We start from the raw sequence: 22,760 nt of genomic DNA, 5'->3' as shown, positions 1-22,760 counted from the left end.
AACACCGATTTCCTTTAGCGAGAATGCATATGAAAAACATCCTGCACAGACTCGGATTGTCGCTCCCACAACTCGGGGCGCTGACCATCCTGGCATTGCTCGGCACCGCGTTGCCCGGCGCCGCCCAGGCCACCACCGCACCGCTGCCGGGCAAGGTGTTCAAGGATTGCCGCAACTGCCCGGAAATGGTGGTGCTGCCCGCCGGCACTTTCACCATGGGCACGCCGGAAGGTGAAGTCGGTCGCGAACCCGATGAAGGCCCGATGCACGAAGTCACGTTCGACAAGCCGTTCGCCATGAGCCGTTACCAGATCACCGCCGGCGAATGGGACCAGTACCTGAAAGAAACCGGGATCACCATTCCCGACGGCGACACTCGCCCCGGCCGCGAGTGCATCAACAGCAAGCCGCGTTATCCACAAAGCCCGCGTCAGCCGGCGGTGTGCATGAACTTTGCCGAGGTCAGCGCGTATGTCGCGTGGCTGTCCCTCAAGACCGGCCAGCACTACCACATCGTCAGTGAGGCCCAGCGCGAATACGCCGCCCGTGCCGGTTCAACGGGGCCGTTCCCGTTCCCGTTCGATGAAGGTACCGAGTACAGCATCGCCACCCATGCCAATACTTACGGGCCAACCGACGGCTACAGCTACACCTCCCCGGCCGGCAGCTACCCGCCGAACGCCTTCGGCATGTATGACATGCACGGCAACGTCTACGAGTGGATCGCCGACTGCGAACACAGCGATTACGTCGGCGCCCCCACCGACGGCAGCGCGTGGGTCGAACCCAACTGCGAAGCCTTGCAGATTCGCGGCAATGACTGGGGCGAAGCGCCGGTGTTCTCGCGTTCCGGCAACCGCAACAACATCTACCCGCAAACCCGTGGCGACTGGATCGGTTTCCGCGTCGTGCGCGATCTGCCTTCCAAAGGCTGACACCCCTTCCCCCCGGCCGCCGCCAGTCGGCGGCCGTCTAAATTAAACGCCTGGCCACACGTTCTTCTGGGTATCTGCCTCAAGACCCAAGGAACCCTTTCCTCATGACCCAGCCTACGCGCGGTGCAATTCATGAATTGTTCACCCTCCTGAAACCGTTCCGGCTGGTGGTCAGCCTGTCGATCATTCTGGGCATGGTGGGCGGTCTGAGCGTGACGGTGTTGCTGGCCACGATCAACAATGCCCTGCATTCGGAAAGCGGCCTGACCCAGGGCGTGGTCGCACTGTTCGGCGGCCTTTGCCTGTTGGCGCTGGCGAGTTCGATCTGCTCGGACATCGGCACCAACTACGTCGGCCAGCACATCATCGCCAAGCTGCGCAAAGAGCTGGGGGAAAAGGTGCTGTCGGCGCCCATCGAACAGATCGAACGCTATCGCAGCCACCGTTTGATCCCGGTGCTGACCCATGACGTCGACACCATCAGCGACTTCGCGTTTGCCTTCGCGCCGCTGGCCATCTCCCTGACCGTGACCCTCGGCTGCATGGGCTACCTGGCCCTGTTGTCGTGGCCGATGTTCCTGATGATGGTGCTGGCGATTGCCATCGGCACCGGCATCCAGTTCTACGCACAGGGCAAGGGCATCAAGGGCTTCATGGCCGCCCGTGACGCCGAAGACGAATTGCAAAAGCACTACAACGCCATCGCTGGCGGCGCCAAGGAACTGCGCATTCACCGTCCGCGCCGCCAGCGCATGTTCACCTCGGGCATTCAGGGCACGGCGGATTTCATCTGCAACACCCAGGTGCGCTCGATCAATACCTTCGTGATCGCCAAGACGCTGGGGTCGATGCTGTTCTTCGTGGTCATCGGCCTGGCGCTGGCCCTGCAATCGTTCTGGCCCAGCGCCGACAAGTCGGTGATGAGTGGCTTCGTCCTGGTGCTGCTGTACATGAAAGGCCCTATCGAGCATCTGGTCGGCACCTTGCCGGTGGTCAGCCGGGCGCGGATTGCCTTCCGCCGCATCGCTGAACTGTCGAGCCGGTTTTCCTCGCCCGAGCCGCACCTGCTGCTCAACGACACCGGCAAAAAACCGGCCGTGGTCAACAGCCTGCAACTGGACAACGTCAGCTATGCCTTCCCGGCTGCACCGGGCAGCGAAGCATTCCGCCTGGGGCCGGTGAACCTGACCATCGAACAGGGCGACATCATTTTCATCGTCGGCGAAAACGGCTGCGGCAAGACCACGCTGATCAAGTTGTTGCTGGGGCTTTATGCGCCGCAACAAGGCGCAATCCTGCTCAACGGCGAAGGTGTCGATGCGCAGAACCGTGACGACTACCGCCAACTGTTCACCACGATTTTTGCCGACTACTACCTGTTCGATGACGTGGTGCAGGGCGATCAGCACATTCCCGAAGACGCCAACAAATACCTGCAACGCCTGGAAATCGCGCACAAGGTCAGCGTCAAGGACGGCAGTTTCACCACCACCGACCTGTCCACCGGCCAGCGTAAACGCCTGGCACTGGTCAATGCCTGGCTGGAAGAACGCCCGGTGCTGGTGTTTGACGAATGGGCGGCCGACCAGGACCCGACCTTCCGCCGGATCTTCTACACCGAGCTGCTTCCGGACCTGAAGCGCCTGGGCAAAACCATCATCGTCATCTCCCACGACGACCGCTATTTCGACATGGCCGATCAGTTGGTTCGCATGGAATCGGGCCGTGTGGTGACGGAACGGGCGACCGCCTGAGCAGCGTTGAATCCATATACCTCGACGATTTTCGGAGTTTGTTTTCCGGTTTCGTCGGGGTGATGCGTCTAATAATAATTATCATTAACTAAAAAAATCTGCACACCTTAGGAGCGATTTGAGCAATGCAAAGCCCTACCCTGTCCCGCGCGCCGTTGGCACTGGCCATCGCGCCGCAAAAGAAATTCCGAACAGTCGTACCGGGTGCGTTGCTGACCCTGTTGCTGCTGGGCACCTCTCAGGTCCAGGCCGCGCCGGTGAACGTCAACGTGCCTGCGCAATCGCTGGCCAGCGCGCTGCAGCAACTGGGTCAACAGACCGACCTGCAGATTCTGTACAGCCAGGACATGGTCAACGGCCTCAAGTCCACGGCGGTCTCCGGCAATCTGGAGCCGGAACAGGCATTGAATACGTTGCTGCTGGGGAGCGGCATTACGTTTCAACTGACTGGCAACACTGTTTCGCTGATTCCGGTCGCGGGTAACTCCAGCGCGCTGCAACTGGGTGCGACCGCCATTTCCGGCGTGGCGCCGGGGCCTACCACTGAAGGCACGCATTCCTACACCACCGATCAAGTCAGCATCGGCAAGGGCAACATCAAGCTCAAGGACATCCCGCAGTCAGTGTCCGTCGTCACGCGCCAGCGCATGGACGACCAGAACATGAACAGCCTGCAAGACGCAATGCGCCAGGTCACCGGCGTCACCATCAAGACGTACAACTCCGGCTCCAGCCTGAACGACGTCTACATGCGCGGCTTCCTCGTCGACCAGGTGCAGGTTGACGGCGTATCGCAACCGACCGGCCAGGGCGACTTGGGCACCAGCTTCGACCTCGCGATGTACGATCGTGTCGAAGTGCTGCGCGGCCCATCCGGCCTGTATCAAGGCGCTGGCGAACCCGGCGGCACCATCAACGTGGTGCGCAAGCGTGCCCTGAACAAATTCGCCCTCGGCGGCGAGCTGGGCGCAGGTTCCTATGACCACTACCGCTCGATGGTGGACGTCACCGGCCCGTTGAACGATCAAGGCACCGTGCGCGGTCGCTTCATCACCGCTTACGAAAACAACAAATCCTACGTCGACTCTGCCCAGAACGAACGCCCGATGGTGTACGGTCGCCTGGAATTCGACCTCGCCCCATCCACCACCCTGTCGGTCGGCGGCGCCTACCAGCAAAACCACTCCACCCCGGCGTTCGGCTTGCCGGCCTTTGCCGACGGCAAGTTGCTGGACGTGCCGCGCTCGACGTTCGTCGATGCCAAGTGGAACACCCTGAACGAGAAAGTCTGGGAGTCCTTTGCCGAGGTCGATCACGCGCTGGACAACGGCGGTCAGTTCAAGACCACCGTCACCTACCGCGACGCAGAAACCCCACAGCGTAACTTCACCTGGGCCGACGGTGCCGTCGATCCGGCTACCGGCGACAGCTCGGCCGTGGCGTACGACTACTACACCCACATCAAAACCATCGGCGTCGACAGCTTCGTCACCACGCCGTTCGAATTCGCGGATCGCAGACACGAGTTCACCGTGGGTGCCGAGTACCAGCACCTCGACAAAGACTTTGAATACGGTGGCGGCGAGTACTTCCCGATCAACGTCTACAACCCGGGCAGTATCGATATTCCCAAGAACGACTACGAGCGCAACAACGGTAACTGGTCCAAATCCGACCAGTACGGCCTCTATACCCGCGCCAAGTTCAACGTCACCGACTGGCTCGACGTGATCGGCGGCAGCCGCGTGACCTGGTACGAAAGCGACGCGAAGAACGCCAACGCCTTCTTCAACAGCTTCGGCGAAGCCCACACCAGCATCAACCGCAAGGTCGTGCCTTACGGCGCCATCATCGCCAAGCTGACCCCGGAACTGTCGGCCTACGCCAGCTACACCGGCGTGTTCAAGCCACAAAGCGAGCTCGACAGCGACAACACGCCCATCGGACCGCGTAAAGGCAAGCAATATGAAGTCGGCCTCAAGCGCGAGTTCTACGACGGCCGCCTGAACGCCAGCATCGCGATGTTCCGCATCTACGATGAAAACCGTGCTCAATTCAACGCCGACACCGGTGGAAACGAAGCACAAGGCAAGGCGCGCAGCCAGGGCTGGGAAACCGAGTTGAGCGGTAACCTGACCGACAACTGGAGCATCGTCACCGGCTACGCCTTCACCACCACCAAATTGTTGAAATCTGACGACGCGACCGAAGGCAGCACCTTCAGCACCATCACACCGAAGCACAACTTCAACCTGTGGACCAAATACGAATTCGCTGACGGCCCGCTCAAAGACTTCAGCGTCGGCGGCGGCGTGCGCGTAGTCAGCAAGACCTGGTACCAGCGTGAAGTACGCTTCGAACAAAGCGGCTACGGCATCGCCACCGCGCAGGTGGGCTACAAGTTCAACGAGAACCTGTCGGCGACACTGACTGGCAACAACCTGTTTGATAAAAAGTACTACGATCGCGTGGATGCTTCGTGGGGGACAAACTTCTATGGTGACCCGCGTAATCTGACGTTGACGTTGCGGGCTAATTATTGATTGCTAAGTACGTTACATGCTGAACAAAACCGGGCCGCTTGCGGCCCGGTTTTGTTTTTGGGGGGAATGGAGTTCAGCCCGCGCTTCGGGTCGCCACTCAACCAGCATCGTGCTTGTTGCGCTTTGACTCAATGAGGGCTCGCATATCAGCCATCACCTGATCATGCGGGATATTCGGTCGTGGATCATCGAGCGAAGCTTGCACTTTGGCACGAAACCAAAGGTCGTAACTGGCAGCCTGCTCTTCGGTTTCGAACCCTGAAACAGTGAGGGAAAGTTCGGCACTCATAGTCTAGTCAGCTCCGGTGCTCATTTTTCAGCAGCCTAATGGGTATGCGCCTGGTTGTCCGCCCCTACCAAGCTTGGTGCAGGCCATTCGCTTCAGTACCCGACCTAGTAGAAATCGTAGTAAAGCACCCACTCCCCCGTACTTTTGCTCTTCCAGAACATCAGGCTCCCGCAATCCACCACGTTCAGGTTGATTTTCGTGTCGGAGGAAATCTGGAACACGAATTCAAAATCATCACCGAGGTCCACGCCGGACTGGCAGAACGAGGGGTAGCCGCCAATCTTGTGTTCGTAGGTGTGAGTCACGAGGTCTGAGTAGCTTTCTATCTCGCCCGTCCGCTGAAGGCTGCAAATTTCCTCTTCAAGGTCCGCCGGTGCACCACCGCCATCCCACAGTGGAAAGTCCTCTGCGACCCGTTCGGCCAGCAACGGAAAGGGCTTGAGGTATGAACCTGCTACCGGCAGCTCTTTGCGGACAAGTACATCGTCAAATCCGTATTCCCTGATCAGCCAGTTGTTCCCCATCGGGTCCAGCGCTTCCGGCAAGGGACTGGAAACAAACAAGGTAAGGACGCGAACGCCGTCCAGCGCCGGACTGTTAAACGGCAGGCTGGGGAGGTGGAATTGTGCAAAGGGATGCAGTTCAGCTCCGGCGTCGTTTCTCGGGACGCATTCATCCGGGCGAAACAGGAATACGTTTCCAAGCCAGCTTTCGTCATCCGTATGGGTGGGACGAAATCCGCCGGCGACGAATTTTGTAGCGGGTCTGGCCAAGCGTCTTTTGATTTCCTGGATGTTCATACCGGTACATCACTCCATTGCCAACTGCAGGGAGCCACAACGCTATACGTCGGACGTCCGAGCGCCAACCCTAAAAAGATGTCGGAAATTTCCCCAGAGTTTTCGCGTTTTACATCGGGTGTAGGAAGCCGGTGAATGGCGCGGTAGGCGGTCAGTCAGACCGCGTTATCGTTTATCGCCAGCAAGCCGGCTCCTACAGGCGATCCGGGCGACACGGTTTGCCTGATTCACCGCGGTGGGGCCATCGCCAGCAAGCCGGCTCCTACAGGAATTGCGTAGGTTGTAGGAGCCAGCTTGCTGGCGATGCAGGCGACACGGTTTGTCTGGTTCACCGCGGTGATGCCATCGCCGGCAAGCCGGCTCCTACAGGAATTGCGTAGGTTGTAGGAGCCGGCTTGCTGGCGATGCAGGCGACACGGTTTGTCTGGTTCACCGCGGCGGGGCCATCGCCGGCAAGCCGGCTCCTACAGATCACGCATCAACCCAGGCTTTCAGTGATCTGCGCCGCCAGTTGCTCCAGCATCGCTGGTACTTCCTGGACCATCTCCCCCATCCGTGCGAAGTCGTGGGTCATTCCGGCTTTCACGTCCAGCACTATGGGTTGTCCGGCGGCACGCAATTTTTCGGCCCAGGCCAGGCCTTCATCCAGCAACGGGTCGTATTCGGCCAGCCACAGCACTGTTGGTGTCAGCCCTTGCAGGGTTTCGGCGAACAACGGGGAAAAGCGCCAGTCGCGGCGATCATCAATGCTGCGTTGATACTGCTGATAGAACCATTCCAGCGTGGTCGCTTCCAGCAGGTAGCCTTCGGCGAAACGTGCAAGCGACGGGCGTTTTTCCACGGCGTCGATCACCGGGTACAACAGCACTTGCAGCCGTGGCGCGAGCAGCCAGGCCTGCGGGTCCTGGGCGATAGCAATCGACAAGGAAGCCACCAGGCTGCCGCCGACGCTGTCTCCCGCCAATGCGATACGAGCCGGGTCCAGCCCGAGGGCGCCGGCGCCGGTGGTCGCCAGCCAGCGCGTCACGTCTTCGGCATCCTCGTAGGCGACAGGAAAACGGTGTTCCGGGGCCAGGCGATAATCCGCCGACAGCACCGCAAAACCACCCGTCAGCGCCAGTCGGCGGCACAGGGTGTCATGGGAGTCGAGGCTGCCGACCACGTAACCGCCGCCATGAAAGTACAGCAGCACCGGGCGCTCCTGCGTGCCCAGTGATGGGCGAGCATAGAGGCGAGCATTGAGCAGATGGCCGTCGCGGGCCGGAATGCTGACCGCAGTCACGGTCAGCGCGCCCATCGGTGCGGCGTCGAGCAGCTGCGAGGTTTGTTCGAATTGCTGGCGCGCTTCGGTCGGGTCCAGCTCGTGCATGGGCAGGCTTTTGCCGGTGAGGCGGCCGAACTCGGCCAGCTCTAGAAAACCTTCGATGTCCGGGTGCAGTGCCATGGGCGGTGGTCTCCAAAAAATAAAAAAGCTCGCCCTATAAACGAACCGTGAGGGCCGTTCATTAGGACGAGCTTGTTTTGGCGCGGTAAAACCTTAGTCCTGCGCCACCACCTCGCGACCAAGTGCCGTCACCACGGCGCTCAGGCATTCATCCCGTTGCAGGATATCGAAGTGGCTGGCGGCGACGGTTTGCACTTTGCGCAGCCGTGGTTGCTGACGTTCCAGCGTCGCGCGTTCGGCCGTCGGGTTGCCATCGGCCCACCAGCAGCACAGTTCGGCGTGCGGCAGCGGCAAGGTCTCGACCTGCCGTGACAGCGCCTTCAAGCGCGTGCTGACCATAAACGTCTGCGCCAACTCATCGGCACCCAGCAATGCGTAACCGCTGGCCTGTTCGCCTTCGGTGTCGATCACCGTGCGAATGATCCGTGCGACAGTGTCCTGATCACCCGTGGTTTCGACACTCAATGCCTGGGCAATGGCATCGCTGTCCATGCTCAAGGTCGCACCGAGGAACTCGCGCAGGTCCGCCCGCCACTCATCCACACTGGCGACGGCGTTGGCCTGGGTCGGCACAAAGCTGTCCACCAGGCCGACGAATGCCACACGCTGGCCCTGCTGTTCAAGCAGGTCGCCGACCATCAACGCCAACGCCCCGCCCAACGACCAGCCCAGCAAGTGATACGGGCCTTGCGGTTGCTTGCGGCGGATCGCTTCGACGTAGTCCGCAGCCATTTGCTGCAGCGAAGTGTCGTGCCACTGGCGGTCGAGCAGCATGCGGCATTGCACGCCGTACACCGTGCGTTGGCCTTCCAGTCGACGGGCCAGCGGTTCGTAGTCGAACACCGTGCCGAACCCGGCGTGCAGGCAGAACAGCGCCGGTTGATCGTCCACCGGCTGGTTCAACAGCAGCAGCGGTTCCGGGCTCTGTTTGAGCGGTTGCTCATCGACACCGGACAACCCGGCGATGGTCGGTTTGGCCATCATGTCGCGCAGTTTCAACTGGAAGTCCGGCTCGTTCAGCGCCCGCACCTTCGAGATCACTTTGAGGGTGCGCAGCGAGTCGCCGCCCAACTCGAAGAAGTTGTCGGTGATGCCGACCTTGTCGACGCCCAGCACTTGCTGCCAGATCTCGGCCAGCGCCCATTCCAGCGGCGTACGCGGGGCCACGTACTCGCGGCCCTCGAAGGTCGGGTCGGGCAAGGCCTTGCGGTCGAGCTTGCCGTTCGGTGTCAGCGGGAAACGCGGCAACACCACGACCTGCGTCGGCACCATGTAATCCGGCAGGCTTTCACGCAAGGCCGCCTGGCAACGCAGGCCCAGGCCGTCGTCTTCAACCGCGACCACATAGCCGATCAGTTGCGGCCCCTGCCCGCCGTCACGAACCACCACCAGCGCGTCATTGACCCCGACTTGCTCGCGCAGACGAGCTTCGATTTCACCCAGTTCGATGCGGAAGCCGCGCACTTTGACCTGATGGTCGATGCGCCCCACGTAATCGAACACGCCATCCTCGCGGCGGCGCACCAGGTCACCGGTGCGGTACAGACGGCCGCCGTCGCGGCTGAACGGATCAGCGACAAAACGCTCGGCGGTTTGCCACGGGTGACGGTGGTAGCCACGCGCAACGCCACGACCGCCGATGTACAGTTCGCCGACCATGCCCACCGGCAACGGATTGAGGTCCATGTCCAGCACATGCAGGCTGCGGGTGCCGACGCGGCGGCCAATCGGCGCATACATCGCCTCGCAGTGACCGTCGGCAGCGATTTTCCACAGCAGCGGCGTAACCACGGTTTCCGTCGGGCCGTAACCGTTCACCAGGTATTGCGGTTTGAGCGTGTGCTTGACCCGCTCGAACGTGGCGTCCGGCACCGCATCGCCACCGAAGCAATAGATGCGCACCGGCGGTGGGTTGCCGCCCTGCAACTCGGCGTGTTCGGCCAGTTGCAGCAAGTACGCCGGCGGGAAACAGGCGACGGTGATGCGCTGGCGATGCAACACCGCCAGGGTCTGTTCAGCGGTCCACAACGTGTTGTCGCGCACCACCAGGGTCGAGCCGCTGATCAGCGCGGTGATCCAGCGTTCATGGGCACCGTCGAAGGCGAACGACATGAAATGCAGTTCGCGATTGGCCGGGTCCATTTCGTACAGTTCGGCAATCGCCTGCACGTGCATGCTCAACGGTCCGTGAGCCACGGCGACGCTTTTCGGTTTGCCGGTCGAGCCCGAGGTGTAAATCAGGTAGGCCAGTTGCTCGGCGTGTACGTTGCTTTGCGGCGCCGTCACCTCGACGTCGAGGTTCAAGCGATCCACGGCGACCATCGGCGTGCCCGGATTGAGTTGCGCCGTGTCACGCAAACGCTCCTGGGTCAGCAGCAAACGCATGTCGCTGTCGGCCATCATGTAGCGCAGGCGTTCCTGCGGGTATTGCGGGTCCAGCGGCACGTACGCGGCGCCGCACTTCATCACCGCCAGCAGCGAAACCACCAGTTCCAGCGAGCGCTCCATGAACACACCGATCACGTCTTCGGCCTGCACGCCCTGCTCCAGCAGATGCACCGCGAGTGCGTCGGAACGACGATCCAGCTCGGCATAACTCAGGTGTTCAGCGTCGCGGTCGGCGTAGCTGAGCACCAATGCGGTGTGCTCCGGTTGCAGCCGCGCACGCTCGCGGATCAGCTCGTGCACCGGCCGTTCGTGGTCGTCGGCCAGCGTCGGCAGCTCGCCGTCCAGTTGCCGGCCTTGGTCCAGCGTCAGCAAACCGATCTCGCCCACGGCGCGCCCGGCGTTGTCGCACAGACGCTGCATCAGGCTTTCCATGTGGCTGCGCAGCACTTCGACGGTGGCGAGGTCGAACTGATCGCGCTGGTGCATGTACTCGATGCGCAGGCCTTCATCGAGGCTGACCATCAAGTCCATCGCAAAGCTGGTCAGGCCGAAGTCGTAGACGTCTTCGAAGCGCAGGGAATCGCCGTTCCACTCGCGCAACGTGCGGTCCACCGGCTGGTTTTCGAAAACGATGATGCTGTCGAACAGCGACTGCCCGCCCTGCCCGGCCCAGCGTTGAATGTCGCTGAGCGGGGTTTGCTGGAAGTCGCGGATGTCGAGGTTGTAGGCCTGGATCTCGCGCAGCCAGTCACCGACGCTCGCCTCGGTCGGCACGCTGTTGACCACCGGCAAGGTGTTGATGAACAGCCCGAGCATGTTCTCCGAACCGTTGAGGGTTTCCGGTCGGCCCGACACCGTGGCGCCGAACGTCACCGTGCGCTGGCCGGTGTAACGCTGCAACAGCAGCAGCCACGCGGCTTGCACCAGGGTGTTGAGCGTGACTTGCTGTTGCTGGGCAAACGCCTGCAAACGTGCAGTTTGCTGCGCATTCAGGTGCGTATAGATCGCGTGATAACCCGCTTGCGGCGTCTTCACCGGCAACGCGCGGGCCAGGTGCGTGGCGCCTTCGAGGGCGTTGAGTTTGTCTTTCCAGAACGCTTCGCTGGCCTCGGCGACTTGCTGGCCGAGCCAGTCGATATAGTCGCGATACGCGGCCACCGGTTCCTGCGCGTCGCCACTGTAATGACGCAGCACTTCACCGATCAGGCGCGACACACTCCAGCCGTCCATGAGGATGTGGTGATAGGTCCAGATCAGGCGATAACGGTCCTCTTCCAGACGCACCAGCAGCAGGCGCAGCAACGGCGCACGGTTCAGCGAGAAGCCACGTTCACGTTCATCGCTGGCCAATTGGCGCACACGCTCGACCTGGTTATCCAGACCGCGCCAGTCCAGCTCGGTCAGCAGCGTCGGCGCATTGCGCAACACCACTTGCAGCGGCTCCTTGTCGCCCTCCCACAGGAACGCGGTGCGCAGGATCGCGTGACGCTGCGTGGCATCGGCCCAGGCCTCGCGGAAACGCGGACCGTCAACGCCACGCACGCCCACTTCGATCTGGTTGACGTACAGCCCCGAGTCGCCGTCCTGCACCGAGTGGAACAGCATGCCTTGCTGCATCGGCGACAGTGGATAAACGTCGTCCACCTCGTCTGCCGTCAATGCCAGCGCCTGATATTGCGCTTCGCTCAGCTCGATTTTCAGCGCCGGTGCAGCAACTACCGGCGCGGCTTCCTCGGCGTCCACAGCCTGGGCGACGGTCGCCAGTTCGGCGATGGTCGGGTGACTGAACACGTGCTTCGGCGAAATGCTCAGGCCGGCCTTGCGCGCACGGCTGACCGCCTGGATCGACACGATGGAGTCGCCGCCCAGTTCAAAGAAGTTGTCCTGAATCCCGACCGGCACTTCGAACAGCGCCTGCCAGACCTCTTGCAGCGTCGCCTCCACGGCATTGCGCGGCGCGATGTATTCACGAACCTGCTGATCGGGTTGCGGCAACGCGCGGCGATCCAGTTTGCCGTTCGGCGTCACCGGCAGTTGCTCCAGCAACATCACATGGCTCGGTTGCATGTGCTCGGGCAGCGCGTTGCGCAGGTGCTGTTTGAGCCCGTCGAGCACCAACGACTGGCCGACCACGTAAGCCACCAATTGCTTGGACTTGCCGACATCCAGCGCGATCACCACCGCCTCGCGCACCTGTGGATGTTCCAACAGGCAGGCTTCGATTTCACCCAGTTCGATGCGCAAGCCACGAATCTTCACTTGATGGTCGATGCGGCCGACGTATTCGATCACGCCGTCATCGCGATAACGCGCCAGGTCGCCGGTGCGATACAGCCGCTCTCCCTGTGCGCCGAACGGGCTGGCGACGAAACGCTCAGCCGTCAGGTCCGGACGACGGTGGTAACCCCGCGCCAGACCGATGCCGCCCAAGTACAGCTCACCGACGCAGCCCGCCACTTGCGGTTGCAGGCTGTCGTCGAGGATGAAGGTCACCAGGTTGGCAATCGGGTAGCCGATCGGCACGCTGATCGAGCCGTCATCGACGCACGTCCAGTGGGTCACGTCGATGGCCGCTTCGGTCGGCCCGTACAGGTTGTACAAACCAACGCTGGGCAGCACGCGGAACAGGCTGTTCTGCAAATCCGCCGACAGCGCTTCACCGCTGCACATGATCTGCCGCAGGCTGGCGCAACGCTCAAAGCCCTCGCCCTGAACAAACGCCTGCAACATCGACGGCACGAAATGCAGGGTGCTGACCTGATATTGCTCGATCAAACGCACCAGTTGCGCCGGGTCGCGATGGGCACCCGGTTCGGCCACCGCAAGGCGCGCACCGACCATCAGCGGCCAGAAGAACTCCCACACCGACACGTCAAAACTGAACGGTGTCTTTTGCAGCACGGTGTCGCGACCGTCCAGCGGGTACGCACCCTGCATCCACTCAATGCGGTTGTACAACGCATCGTGACGGTTGGCCGCGCCCTTCGGTTTACCGGTGGAGCCGGAGGTGTAAATCATGTAGGCCAGCGATTGCAGCTCGACCACGCACGGCAGGTTTTCGTCGCTCAAGCCTTCGACCAGCTGAGCGCTGTCGTCCAGGCAGATCGCCGTGGTCCCGGCCGGAATCGGCAATTGCGCCAGCAGATGATGCTGGGTCAACAACACGTGCACGCCGCTGTCCTCGAACATGTGTTCCAGGCGCTCGCGCGGGTAATCCGGGTCCAGCGGCACGTAGGCGCCACCGGCCTTCATGATCGCGAGCAAACCGATCACCAGTTCCAGCGAACGCTCGGCGGCAATCCCCACCAGCACTTCGGCGCCGACCCCTTGGGCGCGCAGGTAGTGCGCCAGTCGGTTGGCCTGCTGGTTGAGTTGGCGATACGTCAGGCTCTGCCCGGCAAACACCAACGCCTGGGCGTCCGGGGTTTTCAGCACCTGGGCTTCGAAGCACAGGTGGACTGGGCGCACGTCGGGCCAGGTCACGGCGGTGTCGTTGAAGCCTTGCACTTGCTGTGCGGTCTGCGCAGCGTCGAGCAGGCTCAGGCGGCCCAAGGCTTGTTGCGGCTCGCGCACCATGGCATCGAGCAACGCCACCAGGCGATTGCTCAGACCGTCGATGGCCTCGGCGGTAAACAGCGCGGTGTCGTAATTGAAACGCAGGTCCAGGCACTCGCCCAGCTCGGCGGCGATGGCCAGCGGGAAACTGGTTTGATCGTGATTGCTGATGCCGGAGAACTTCAGCGCACTCGGATTACCGCCCTCCAGCGCCTCGGCGACCGGGTAGTTTTCGAACACCAGCAGCGTGTCGAACAATGCCTCGCCGGAATGCCCGGCCCAACGCTGCAAATCCGCCAGCGGCGTGTATTCGACATCGCGCAATTTGAGATTGAGCGCCTGCACCTCGTCCACCCATTGGCTGACCGTGCGCTCGGGATGTGGCGTGGCGATCACCGGCAAGGTGTTGATGAACAGGCCGACTTGCTGCTCTATGCCCTGCAACTCGCTTGGACGCCCCGACACCGTGGCGCCGAACGCGACGGTGCGTTGGCCGGTGTAGCGCTGCAACAGCAACAGCCACGCCGCTTGCAGCAAGGTGTTCGGTGTCACGCGGGCCTGACGGGCAAACCCGCTCAGGCGTTCGCTGGCCGCCCGGTCCAGGCTCAGGTGAACGGTGCAATGACCGTCACCCTGCCCTGCGACCGGTCCCGGCATCGCGCCGGCCAAACGGGTCGGCTCGTTGAACGCCTGCAACTGCTCCAGCCAGAACGCTTCGCACGCAGCGCGATCACGCCCGCCCAGCCACGTCATGTAATCGCGATAACGACCGCCGCTCGCCACCGGCATCACACCGGAGTAACGCTGCAACACTTCGCCGAACAGCTGCGAGGTGCTCCAGCCGTCCAGCAGAATGTGGTGGTTGGTGAAAATCAGGTGATGGGTGTCGTTTGCGGTCTGTACCAGGGTCAGGCGCAGCAACGGCGCGGCTGTCAGGTCGAAACCGCGCAGGCGATCGTCTTCGGCCAGACGTTCCAGGGCGTGTGCCTGATCCGCTTCATTGCGCCAATCGAGCACGGTCACCGGCAACGTGGCGTTGGCCAGAATCACTTGCAGCGGCTGCGAGCCATGGCTCTCGCTGAAGAACGCGGCGCGCAACACTTCATGGTTTTCCAGCGTCTGTTGCCAGGCGCTGCGGAACGCATCGACGTCAATGCCCTGCACGTCCACGCGCATTTGCGGGATGTAGGCACCGGCATCCGGGGCGAACAGGCTGTGGAACAACATGCCTTCCTGCATCGGCGACAGCGGGAAGATGTTTTCGATCTCACGCGCCGCCAGCGGCAGTGCATCGAGTTGCGCCTGATCGACGCGGACCAGCGGCACGTCACTCGGTGTCAGGCCACCGGCACCGCTCAGGCAGTGTTCGATCAGCTGTTGCAGTTCGCCAGCGTAGGCCTCGGCCAGGCGCTGCACGGTGTGCTCGGCAAACACGTCGCGGCTGAAGGTCCAGCTCAGGCGCAGTTGCCCGGCGTAGACCTGACCGTTAATGCTCAGGCCACGGTCCAGCGCGGCCGAAGCGCCCTGCTCGGCGCCACCGCTTTCACGGGCCGGGCGCCACGGTGCCTGCTCATCGAAGCTGGCATCGAACTGGCCCATGTAGTTGAAGGTGATTTGCGGTTGCGGCAGATCCTCAAGACCGGCCTGCGCCAGATACCGCAGGATGCCGAAACCGATGCCTTTGTCCGGCACGGCGCGCAGCTGTTCCTTGACCGCCTTGATGCTCCCGGCCAAATCGCTGGCCGGGGTCAACTTGACCGGGAAAATCGAGGTAAACCAGCCCACGGTGCGAGTCAGGTCGATGTCGTCGAACAGGTCTTCACGACCATGCCCCTCCAGTTTGACCAGGGTCGAAGGCTGGCCGGTCCAGTCCCCCAGCACCCGCGCCAACGCCGTCAGCAACAGGTCGTTGACCTGCGTGCGGTACGCCGCTGGCGCGTCTTGCAGCAGTTGGCGGGTGAATGTGCTGTCGAGCACGGTTTCCACGCTCACGGCGTGTTGGCTGGCGAGGCTGCCTTGGGGGTTATCGGCGGGCAGATCCACTACCACGTCGTGGTATTGGCGCTGCCAGTAGCCCGTTTGGCTCGCCAGTTCGGGACTTTGCGCATGGGTTTGCAAACGCGCCGCCCACGCTTGATAGGCGCTGGATTTGGCCGGCAGACGCAGGGGTTGAGCCTGACGCGCCTGGTCGTAGGCCGTTTGCAAATCTTCGAGCAACAGACGCCAGGACACACCGTCCACCGCCAAATGATGCACCACCAGCAGCAAGCGCTGACCGGCCGCGCCCATGTCCACCAGCAAGGCACGCAACAATGGGCCGTCATGCAAATTCAGGCTGGCCTGTGCGGCGTTGCAGTGCTCAAGCAATTCGTCGGCGTTCGCAGCCTGACGCTGCCACAACAATTCGGCGCTGCTCCAGTGCTCGGCCTGAGCCTGTTGCCACACGCCATTCACCTGATGCAAACGCAGGCGCAGCGCGTCGTGATGGTCCAGCAGCGCGGCCAATGCCTGTTGCAGGCACGCGCTGTCGAGCGGCTCGCGAAGTTCCAGCAGCACCGATTGGTTCCAGTGGTCCCGGGCCTCGATGGACTGCTCGAAAAACCAGTGCTGGATCGGTGTCAGCAGCACATCACCGCGCACCGGTCCCTGATCGATGACCAGACCGGCGCTGCGCTGTGCGACCTTCGCCAGACTCTGCACGGTCTGGTGTTGAAACAGGTCACGCGGGGTGATGCGAATGCCGGCCTGACGCGCACGGCTGACCACCTGAATCGAGATGATCGAATCGCCGCCCAGTTCGAAGAAGTTGTCGTCGATCCCCACGCGCTCAAGCTTGAGCACGTCTTGCCAGATCGCCGCCAACTCGGCTTGCAGGTCGTCCACCGGTGCCGTGTAAACCTGTTGCGCCAGGGCAGCATCAGGCTTGGGCAACGCGTTGCGGTCGAGCTTGCCGTTGCTGGTCAGCGGCCACTGATCAAGCTTGAGCAAATGCGCCGGCACCATGTAATCCGGCAGACCGGCCTGCAAATGTTCACGCAGCGCCTGACGCAAATCGGCGACGTCCCGGGTGACGGTGAACCAGGCGACCAATTGCTGACTGCCATTGATCTCGGGCGCCAACACCAGCGCCTGTTCAATGGCCGGGTGACTTTGCAGGCGGTCCTGGATTTCCCCCAGTTCAATGCGGAAGCCACGAATCTTCACTTGATGGTCGATGCGTCCGGCGTACTCGATGCTGCCATCGGCGCAATAGCGCGCCAGATCGCCGGTGCGATACAGGCGTGCACCCGCCTCGGCGGCGAACAGGTCCGGGACAAACCGCGTGGCGGTCAGATCGGCGCGCTGGTGATAACCCCGCGCCAGGCCGGCGCCGCCGACGTACAGCTCGCCGACGCAGCCCTTGGCCACCGGGTTCAGGCGCGGATCGAGCACGTACCAGCGCAGGTCGGCAATCGGCTCGCCCAACGGCGAACTGTTGGCGCCGTCGAGGTCGGCGCGGGACAACGGCCGGTAGGTCACGTGCACCGTGGTTTCGGTGATGCCGTACATGTTGATCAGCAACGGCTGTTGGTCGTCGAACGCGTCGTACCACGGACGCAGGCTCGCGACGTCCAGCGCCTCGCCGCCGAACACCACATAACGCAGGGCCATGCCCTGGGCATTGGCGCAGGCAAACGGCATCAACTGACGGAACGCCGACGGGGTCTGGTTGAGCACCGTGACCTGTTCATCGCACAGCAGGCGAGCGAACTCTTCCGGGGAACGGCTGATGGCGTGCGGCACCACCACCAGCTTGCCGCCGTAGAACAACGCACCAAAGATTTCCCATACCGAGAAGTCGAAGGCGTAGGAATGGAACAGGCTCCAGACATCGTCCGCGTTGAAACCGAACCAGTGTTCGGTGGCGCTGAACAGGCGGGTCAAGTTGCTGTGCGGCAACAAGGTGCCTTTGGGTTTGCCGGTGGAGCCGGAGGTGTAGATGACGTACGCGAGGTTTTCCGGGCAGGTCAGGTTCGGGAGGTTCTCGACGGACGCCTCATTCAGCCAGTCACTGGCGTGATCCAGGCAAATCACTTCGATGCCTTCGGACAACGGCAAACGCGGCAGCAGCGCGGAATCGGTCAGCAGCAAGCGCGTGCCGCTGTCGGCCAGCATGTAGGCCAGACGATCCTGCGGGTATTCCGGGTCCAGCGGCACGTACGCGCCGCCGGCCTTGAGGATCGCCAGCACGCTGACGATCATTTCCAGCGACCGCTCCAGCGCGATCCCCACCAACACATCCGGCCCGACACCGCGCTCGCGCAGACGCTGGGCGATGCGGTTGGCCTGTTGGTTCAGTTGCGCGTAGCTGAGGGTCGCGCCGTCGCAGGTCACCGCGATGTTGTGCGGGTGCGCGGCGGCCTGGGCTTCGATCAGTTGATGCGCGCACAGCGTGTTCGTGGCCTGCGAAGCGGCGCTGCGGTTCCAGTCCAGCAACGTGGCGTGCTGCTCGGTTGCGGCGAGCATGTTCAGGTCGGCCAAGGCGACCGAGCCGTCGGCACAGATCGCCTGCAACAAGTTCAGCCAATGCTGACCGAGACGCTCGATGGTCGAAGCGTCGAACAATTCGGTGGCGTACACGAACGAGGCGTGGATGCCGTCGTCGCTCTCCACGGTGTCGAGCATCAGCTCGAACTTGGTGGTCTTTTCATCCCAGATCAGCGGCTCGACGCTCAGGCCCGGCAAGTCCCAGCGCTGTTCGCCGCCGGCATCACGCTGGTGGTTGAACATCACCTGGAACAATGGCGTGTGGCTCAGGCTGCGCTCGACATCGAGCCCATCGACCAACTGTTCAAAAGGCAAGTCCTGATGCGCCTGCGCGCCCAATGCCGCCGTCTTGACCTCGGCCAGCAACTGCAAAAATGGCTGGTCGGCATGGGGCTGGGTACGCAGCACCTGGGTGTTGACGAAAAAGCCCAGCAGGTTTTCCACGTCTTGGCGGGTACGGTTGGCAATCGGCACGCCGACGCGAATGTCCCGTTCGCCGCTGTAGCGATGCAACAGGGTTTGCAACGACGCCATCAACACCATGAACAGCGTGCAGCCTTCGCGACGGGCGAGATCTTTCAGAGCCGACGCCAGGGCCGCCGGCACATTCAGCTCGACGCTGGCGCCCTGCTGGTTCGGGATCGCCGGGCGACGACGGTCGGCCGGCAGGTTCAACGGTGGGTGCTCGCGGCCCAATTGTTCACGCCAGTAAGCAAGCTGACGCTCGGCTTCGCCGGCTTCCAGCCACAGGCGCTGCCAACGGGCGAAATCGGCGTACTGAATGCTCAGCTCCGGTAGCTGCGGCGCTTGCCCGGCACTGAGTTGCGCGTAGAGCCGGGTGAATTCCTGCAACAGGATCGGCAGCGAACCGCCGTCGGTGACGATGTGATGGAACGTCAGCACCAGCACATGCTGCTGCGCGTCGAGGCGGATCAACCGGCAGCGCATCAATGGGCCGTTCAGCAAGTCGAACGGCTGCTCGGCGTTGAGGCCGATCTGGCGATGCAGTTCGGCCTCGTCGGCGGAGTTTGCCTCGACCAGCGGCGCGCCCATCTGCGGGTGGATTTTTTGCAGCACCTGCTGCTCATCGAACACGAAGGTGGTGCGCAGCACTTCATGACGCTGCACCAGCGCAGCGAGGGTTTGCGCCAGCGCGGCGCGGTTGAGTTCACCGCTCAGGCGAAAGGCACCGGTCAGGTTGTACGCGGTCGCTTGCGGCTGCATCTGCCACAAAAACCACAAGCGCTGCTGCGCGTACGACGCCGGCAGCGTGTCGACCGCCGGGTCCCTTGGCGGGATCGGCAGCAGCTCAAGGGTCAGGCCTTGCGCGTGCATCTTTTCTTGCAAGGCACGGCGCGCGTCCAGGCTCAAGCCGCAGAAACGCTGGGCCAGGGTCATCATTCTGTCCGGTGCAACACTCATCGCGTGTGTTCCTCATCCACTTCGTCGAACAACGCTTCCAGCGCGTCTACATCGTTTTCTTTGTGTTCACTGTGCTGACGGAACTGCTCGATTTCCGCCGCCAGGCGTTCCAGGGTGTCGCCCTCGAAGAACAGCTTCAGCGGGATCGCCAGGTTCAGTTCTTCCTGAATCCGCGCACGAATCCGCGTTGCCAACAGCGAGTGGCCGCCGAGCTCGAAGAAGCTGTCGTGCACGCCGACCCGCTCCACGTGCAGCGCTTCGGCCCAGATCGCCGCCAGGACTTTTTCCAGGTCGGTGCGCGGGGCGACGAAGGCACTGCGGCGCACGTCGAGGTCGAGCAAGGCCTGGCGGTTGAGTTTGCCGTTGGGCATCAGCGGGAAACGTTCCAGCACCTGCAAGCGCGCAGGTTGCATGTGCTCCGGCAACGCTTCGCTGAGGTGGCTGCGCAATTCGTTGAGGCGGATGTCGGCGGTGTCGGCCGGGGAAATCACGAAGCCCAACAGTTGCGGACCCGTCGGCGTTTCACGGGCGATGACGGCGGCGTCTTCGATGCCGGGGGCGCTGCGCATGGCGGATTCGATCTCGCCCAGTTCGATGCGGAAACCACGGATTTTCACTTGATGATCGACCCGACCGAGGTACTCCAGCACACCATCGGCGCGGTAGCGTGCGAGATCGCCGGTGCGGTACAGGCGTTGACCGGCCTGCTTCGCAAACAGATCGGGAACAAAACGTTCGGCGGTCAGCGGGGCACGCTTGAGATAGCCACGGGCAATGCCGGCGCCGCCGACATACAGCTCACCTTCGACGCCCACGGCCACCGGCATCAGGTCCGGGCCCAGCACGTGAATGCGCATCCCCGGAATCGGCTGGCCAATCGGGATGGTGTCGTCATCCTGACCGAGCGGCAGTTCCCACGCCGAGCACCAGACTGTGCCTTCGGTCGGGCCGTATTCGTTGACCAGTGCCACTTGCGGCAAGGCCTCGCGATGGCGTGCGACCAAGGCGTTGCTGCACGCTTCGCCGGCCACGATCACGCACGCCAGGGCATGGCTGTCGAGGTGCTCCAGAATCTGTGCGTGGTAAGACGGCAAGGTCAGGTAGTGGGAAACCTCCTCACGCTGGATCAGCGCCGCCAGCAGCGCCGGGTCCTTGTAGCTGTCTTCGTCCGGCAGGCACAGGGTCGCGCCCTGCCCCAACGCCCAGAAAACCCCGGCCACCGAGCTGTCGAAGGAGAACGACGAGAGCATCAGGAACGCGCGTAACGGCTGACGATAGAACGCGCTGCGTGCGAGGGTCGAGGCCACCGCGTTGGCGTGACTGATCATCACACCCTTGGGCTTGCCCGTGGAGCCGGAGGTGTAAATCACGTACGCGAGATTGGCGCTGTCGCCCAGGGTTGCCGGCTGTTCTTGTGAGGCGGACCAGACTTCGGCCTGCGCCATCAGCGAAATCACCCGCTCGCCGTGCAACGCTTCCGGCAGCGGCTGACAGGCCAACACCTGACGTGCAGCGGCGTCTTGCAACATGAACGCCAGACGCTCGATCGGGTAGTTCGGATCGAGCGGCAGGTAAGCGGCGCCGGCCTTGAGTGTGCCCAGCAGCGCAATAACAATTTCCAGCGAACGCTGACCGTAAACCGCGACGATTTCATCCGGCGCCACGCCTTGCGCGCGCAGGGTATTGGCGACTTGGTTGGAGCGTGCATCCAGTTCGGCGTAGCTCAGGCTTTGGCCATTGACGCTGACGGCGATGCGCTGCGGATGCAGGCGTGCCTGTTCGGTGAACAGGTCTTGCAGGTAACGATGAGGCAGTACTTGCTCGGCGGCCAGCGGGTTGAAGTCTTCGATCAAGCGGGTCAGTTGCACCGCGTTGACCTGAGTGGCCTGGCCCAGGGTCAGCTCTTGCGAGGTCAGCAACTGGCGGCTGAATTCGACAAACTGTTCCAGCCACGCTGCCAGCATCGACTCGGGCACCGCGCCGGCCAGGCACGACAGCTGCAACTGTTCGCCTTGAATCCGCAGGCGCAGGACTTCCGGGTTGGCATCGTCCACTTCGATGTTCACGTCGGCATCGGCCTGATACACCAGGCCATAACGCAGCGGCGTCGCGACTTCGGCGCTCAGTTCAAACTCGTTGAGGCAGTCGAGCCAGGACAGCGATTGCTCGACGTTGCCAGCAAACGAGGCCAGCGCTTGCGCCAGGGTTTCGTGGCTGCGGTGATCAAACGCTACTGGCAAACGGCGGGCGAAACGCCCAAGGGTCGCTTCGGTCTGCTCGTTGCGCCCGGCCACTTCCCAGCCCATCAGCAACTTTTCCTGATTGCCGATGCGTGCCACAAATGCGCTCCACAACAGCAACGCCACGCGCTGCGCTTCGACGCCCTGAGCGGCGGCCAGCCGTTGCACATCAGCCAGCCATGCCCCGTCGTCGAGCGTCGCCTGATGGCGAGCCAGCGTCACTTCAACGGCCTTTTCAAAAGGCAGACGATGGGCCAGTGCGAACTGCTGTTGCAGGTTGCGCCAGAACGCAGCGCCTTGATGGCCGATGTCTTCTTCGCGCAGTTCTTCCTGCCATGCGGTGTAATCCAGGTACTGCAAGTCTTCCTGATTGTCGGCCAGTGTTTCGCCGCGCAACAGGCTCGCCAGCTCCGCCGACAGCACCCGCAGCGACGCTGCATCGAGGCTGCTGGCCAGCGCCAGCAAGGTGACGAAACGCTGACCGTCCGTGGTTTCCACTGACGCCACCACCAGCACCCGATCCGACGCCTTAGCCAGGGTTTCGCGGCTGCGACTCAGCGCTTCATCCAGGGAAGACACGCGCCCCAACAACGCGACCGGCAACTCATCGCACAAGCTCTGTACCGGCCATTTCATCCCCGGCAAACGGCGATAGACCGTGCGCAGGGTTTCATGGCGCAGGCCCAGTTCATCCAGTGCCGCGCGCAATGCCTGCGCCTCCACAGCCTGGGCGACCGGCACGGTCAGGGCGGCGAACAGCGGCTGTCCACCCAGTTCCTGAGCGCGCAAATAAAAGGCCTGCTGAGCCGAAGTCTGGAAAACGTCTGCCGAAGGTTCGAGGGCGGTGGTGTTCATGTCGAGGG

The 22,760-nt window shown here is 62.6% G+C and carries 8 protein-coding genes; 3 read left to right on the top strand and 5 right to left on the bottom strand.

The features are described from left to right. The first annotated feature begins 29 nt into the window (after nucleotides 1-29). The 3 genes from KGA97_RS10535 (at nucleotide 30) to KGA97_RS10525 (ending at nucleotide 5,232) form a co-directional block, all read left to right on the top strand. Nucleotides 30-935 (top strand): formylglycine-generating enzyme family protein, encoded by a 906-nt coding sequence (locus KGA97_RS10535; RefSeq protein ID WP_008032321.1) that lies wholly within the window; start codon nucleotides 30-32, stop codon nucleotides 933-935. Between the two features lie 104 nt (nucleotides 936-1,039). Beyond that, the gene (locus KGA97_RS10530; RefSeq protein ID WP_008039977.1) at nucleotides 1,040-2,689 is read left to right on the top strand and encodes a cyclic peptide export ABC transporter; all 1,650 of its coding nucleotides are present in this window, start codon (nucleotides 1,040-1,042) and stop codon (nucleotides 2,687-2,689) included. Between the two features lie 125 nt (nucleotides 2,690-2,814). Next, the gene (locus KGA97_RS10525) at nucleotides 2,815-5,232 is read left to right on the top strand and encodes a TonB-dependent siderophore receptor (protein ID WP_223480740.1); all 2,418 of its coding nucleotides are present in this window, start codon (nucleotides 2,815-2,817) and stop codon (nucleotides 5,230-5,232) included. A 97-nt stretch (nucleotides 5,233-5,329) separates the two neighbouring features. On the opposite strand, the gene KGA97_RS10520 is transcribed toward KGA97_RS10525, so the two are convergent. The 5 genes from KGA97_RS10520 to KGA97_RS10500 form a co-directional block, all read right to left on the bottom strand. Continuing rightward, nucleotides 5,330-5,521: an antitoxin gene (locus KGA97_RS10520; protein ID WP_223480739.1), complete on the bottom strand. Its 192-nt coding sequence runs from the start codon at nucleotides 5,519-5,521 to the stop codon at nucleotides 5,330-5,332. 104 nt (nucleotides 5,522-5,625) lie between these two features. Then, nucleotides 5,626-6,321 carry a DUF1963 domain-containing protein gene (locus KGA97_RS10515; protein WP_008039957.1) on the bottom strand — a complete coding sequence of 232 codons (696 nt, stop codon included), beginning with the start codon at nucleotides 6,319-6,321 and terminating at the stop codon, nucleotides 5,626-5,628. A gap of 478 nt (nucleotides 6,322-6,799) precedes the next feature. Continuing rightward, nucleotides 6,800-7,765, bottom strand: coding sequence for an alpha/beta hydrolase (locus tag KGA97_RS10510; RefSeq protein WP_223480738.1), 966 nt, complete (start codon nucleotides 7,763-7,765; stop codon nucleotides 6,800-6,802). Nucleotides 7,766-7,858: 93 nt separating this feature from the next. Continuing rightward, nucleotides 7,859-19,657, bottom strand: a complete 11,799-nt coding sequence (locus tag KGA97_RS10505) for an amino acid adenylation domain-containing protein (protein WP_223480737.1) — start codon at nucleotides 19,655-19,657, stop codon at nucleotides 7,859-7,861. Then, nucleotides 19,654-22,752 (bottom strand): non-ribosomal peptide synthetase, encoded by a 3,099-nt coding sequence (locus KGA97_RS10500; RefSeq protein WP_223480736.1) that lies wholly within the window; start codon nucleotides 22,750-22,752, stop codon nucleotides 19,654-19,656. Before KGA97_RS10500 ends, KGA97_RS10505 begins: the two co-directional genes overlap by 4 nt. Between the last annotated feature and the right edge of the window lie 8 nt (nucleotides 22,753-22,760).

This window comes from Pseudomonas sp. BF-B-15, from assembly GCF_019946675.1.
In the GTDB taxonomy this organism is placed as follows: Bacteria; Pseudomonadota; Gammaproteobacteria; order Pseudomonadales; family Pseudomonadaceae; genus Aquipseudomonas; species Aquipseudomonas migulae.
This window is presented reverse-complemented; position numbering and strand designations above follow the sequence as displayed.

Coding starts and splice junctions, on each gene's coding strand:
- KGA97_RS10515 (WP_008039957.1), bottom strand. CDS start 6,321: ATGAACATCCAGGAAATCAAAAGACGCTTGGCCAGACCCGCTACAAAA.
- KGA97_RS10530 (WP_008039977.1), top strand. CDS start 1,040: ATGACCCAGCCTACGCGCGGTGCAATTCATGAATTGTTCACCCTCCTG.
- KGA97_RS10500 (WP_223480736.1), bottom strand. CDS start 22,752: ATGAACACCACCGCCCTCGAACCTTCGGCAGACGTTTTCCAGACTTCG.
- KGA97_RS10535 (WP_008032321.1), top strand. CDS start 30: ATGAAAAACATCCTGCACAGACTCGGATTGTCGCTCCCACAACTCGGG.
- KGA97_RS10505 (WP_223480737.1), bottom strand. CDS start 19,657: ATGAGTGTTGCACCGGACAGAATGATGACCCTGGCCCAGCGTTTCTGC.
- KGA97_RS10520 (WP_223480739.1), bottom strand. CDS start 5,521: ATGAGTGCCGAACTTTCCCTCACTGTTTCAGGGTTCGAAACCGAAGAG.
- KGA97_RS10510 (WP_223480738.1), bottom strand. CDS start 7,765: ATGGCACTGCACCCGGACATCGAAGGTTTTCTAGAGCTGGCCGAGTTC.
- KGA97_RS10525 (WP_223480740.1), top strand. CDS start 2,815: ATGCAAAGCCCTACCCTGTCCCGCGCGCCGTTGGCACTGGCCATCGCG.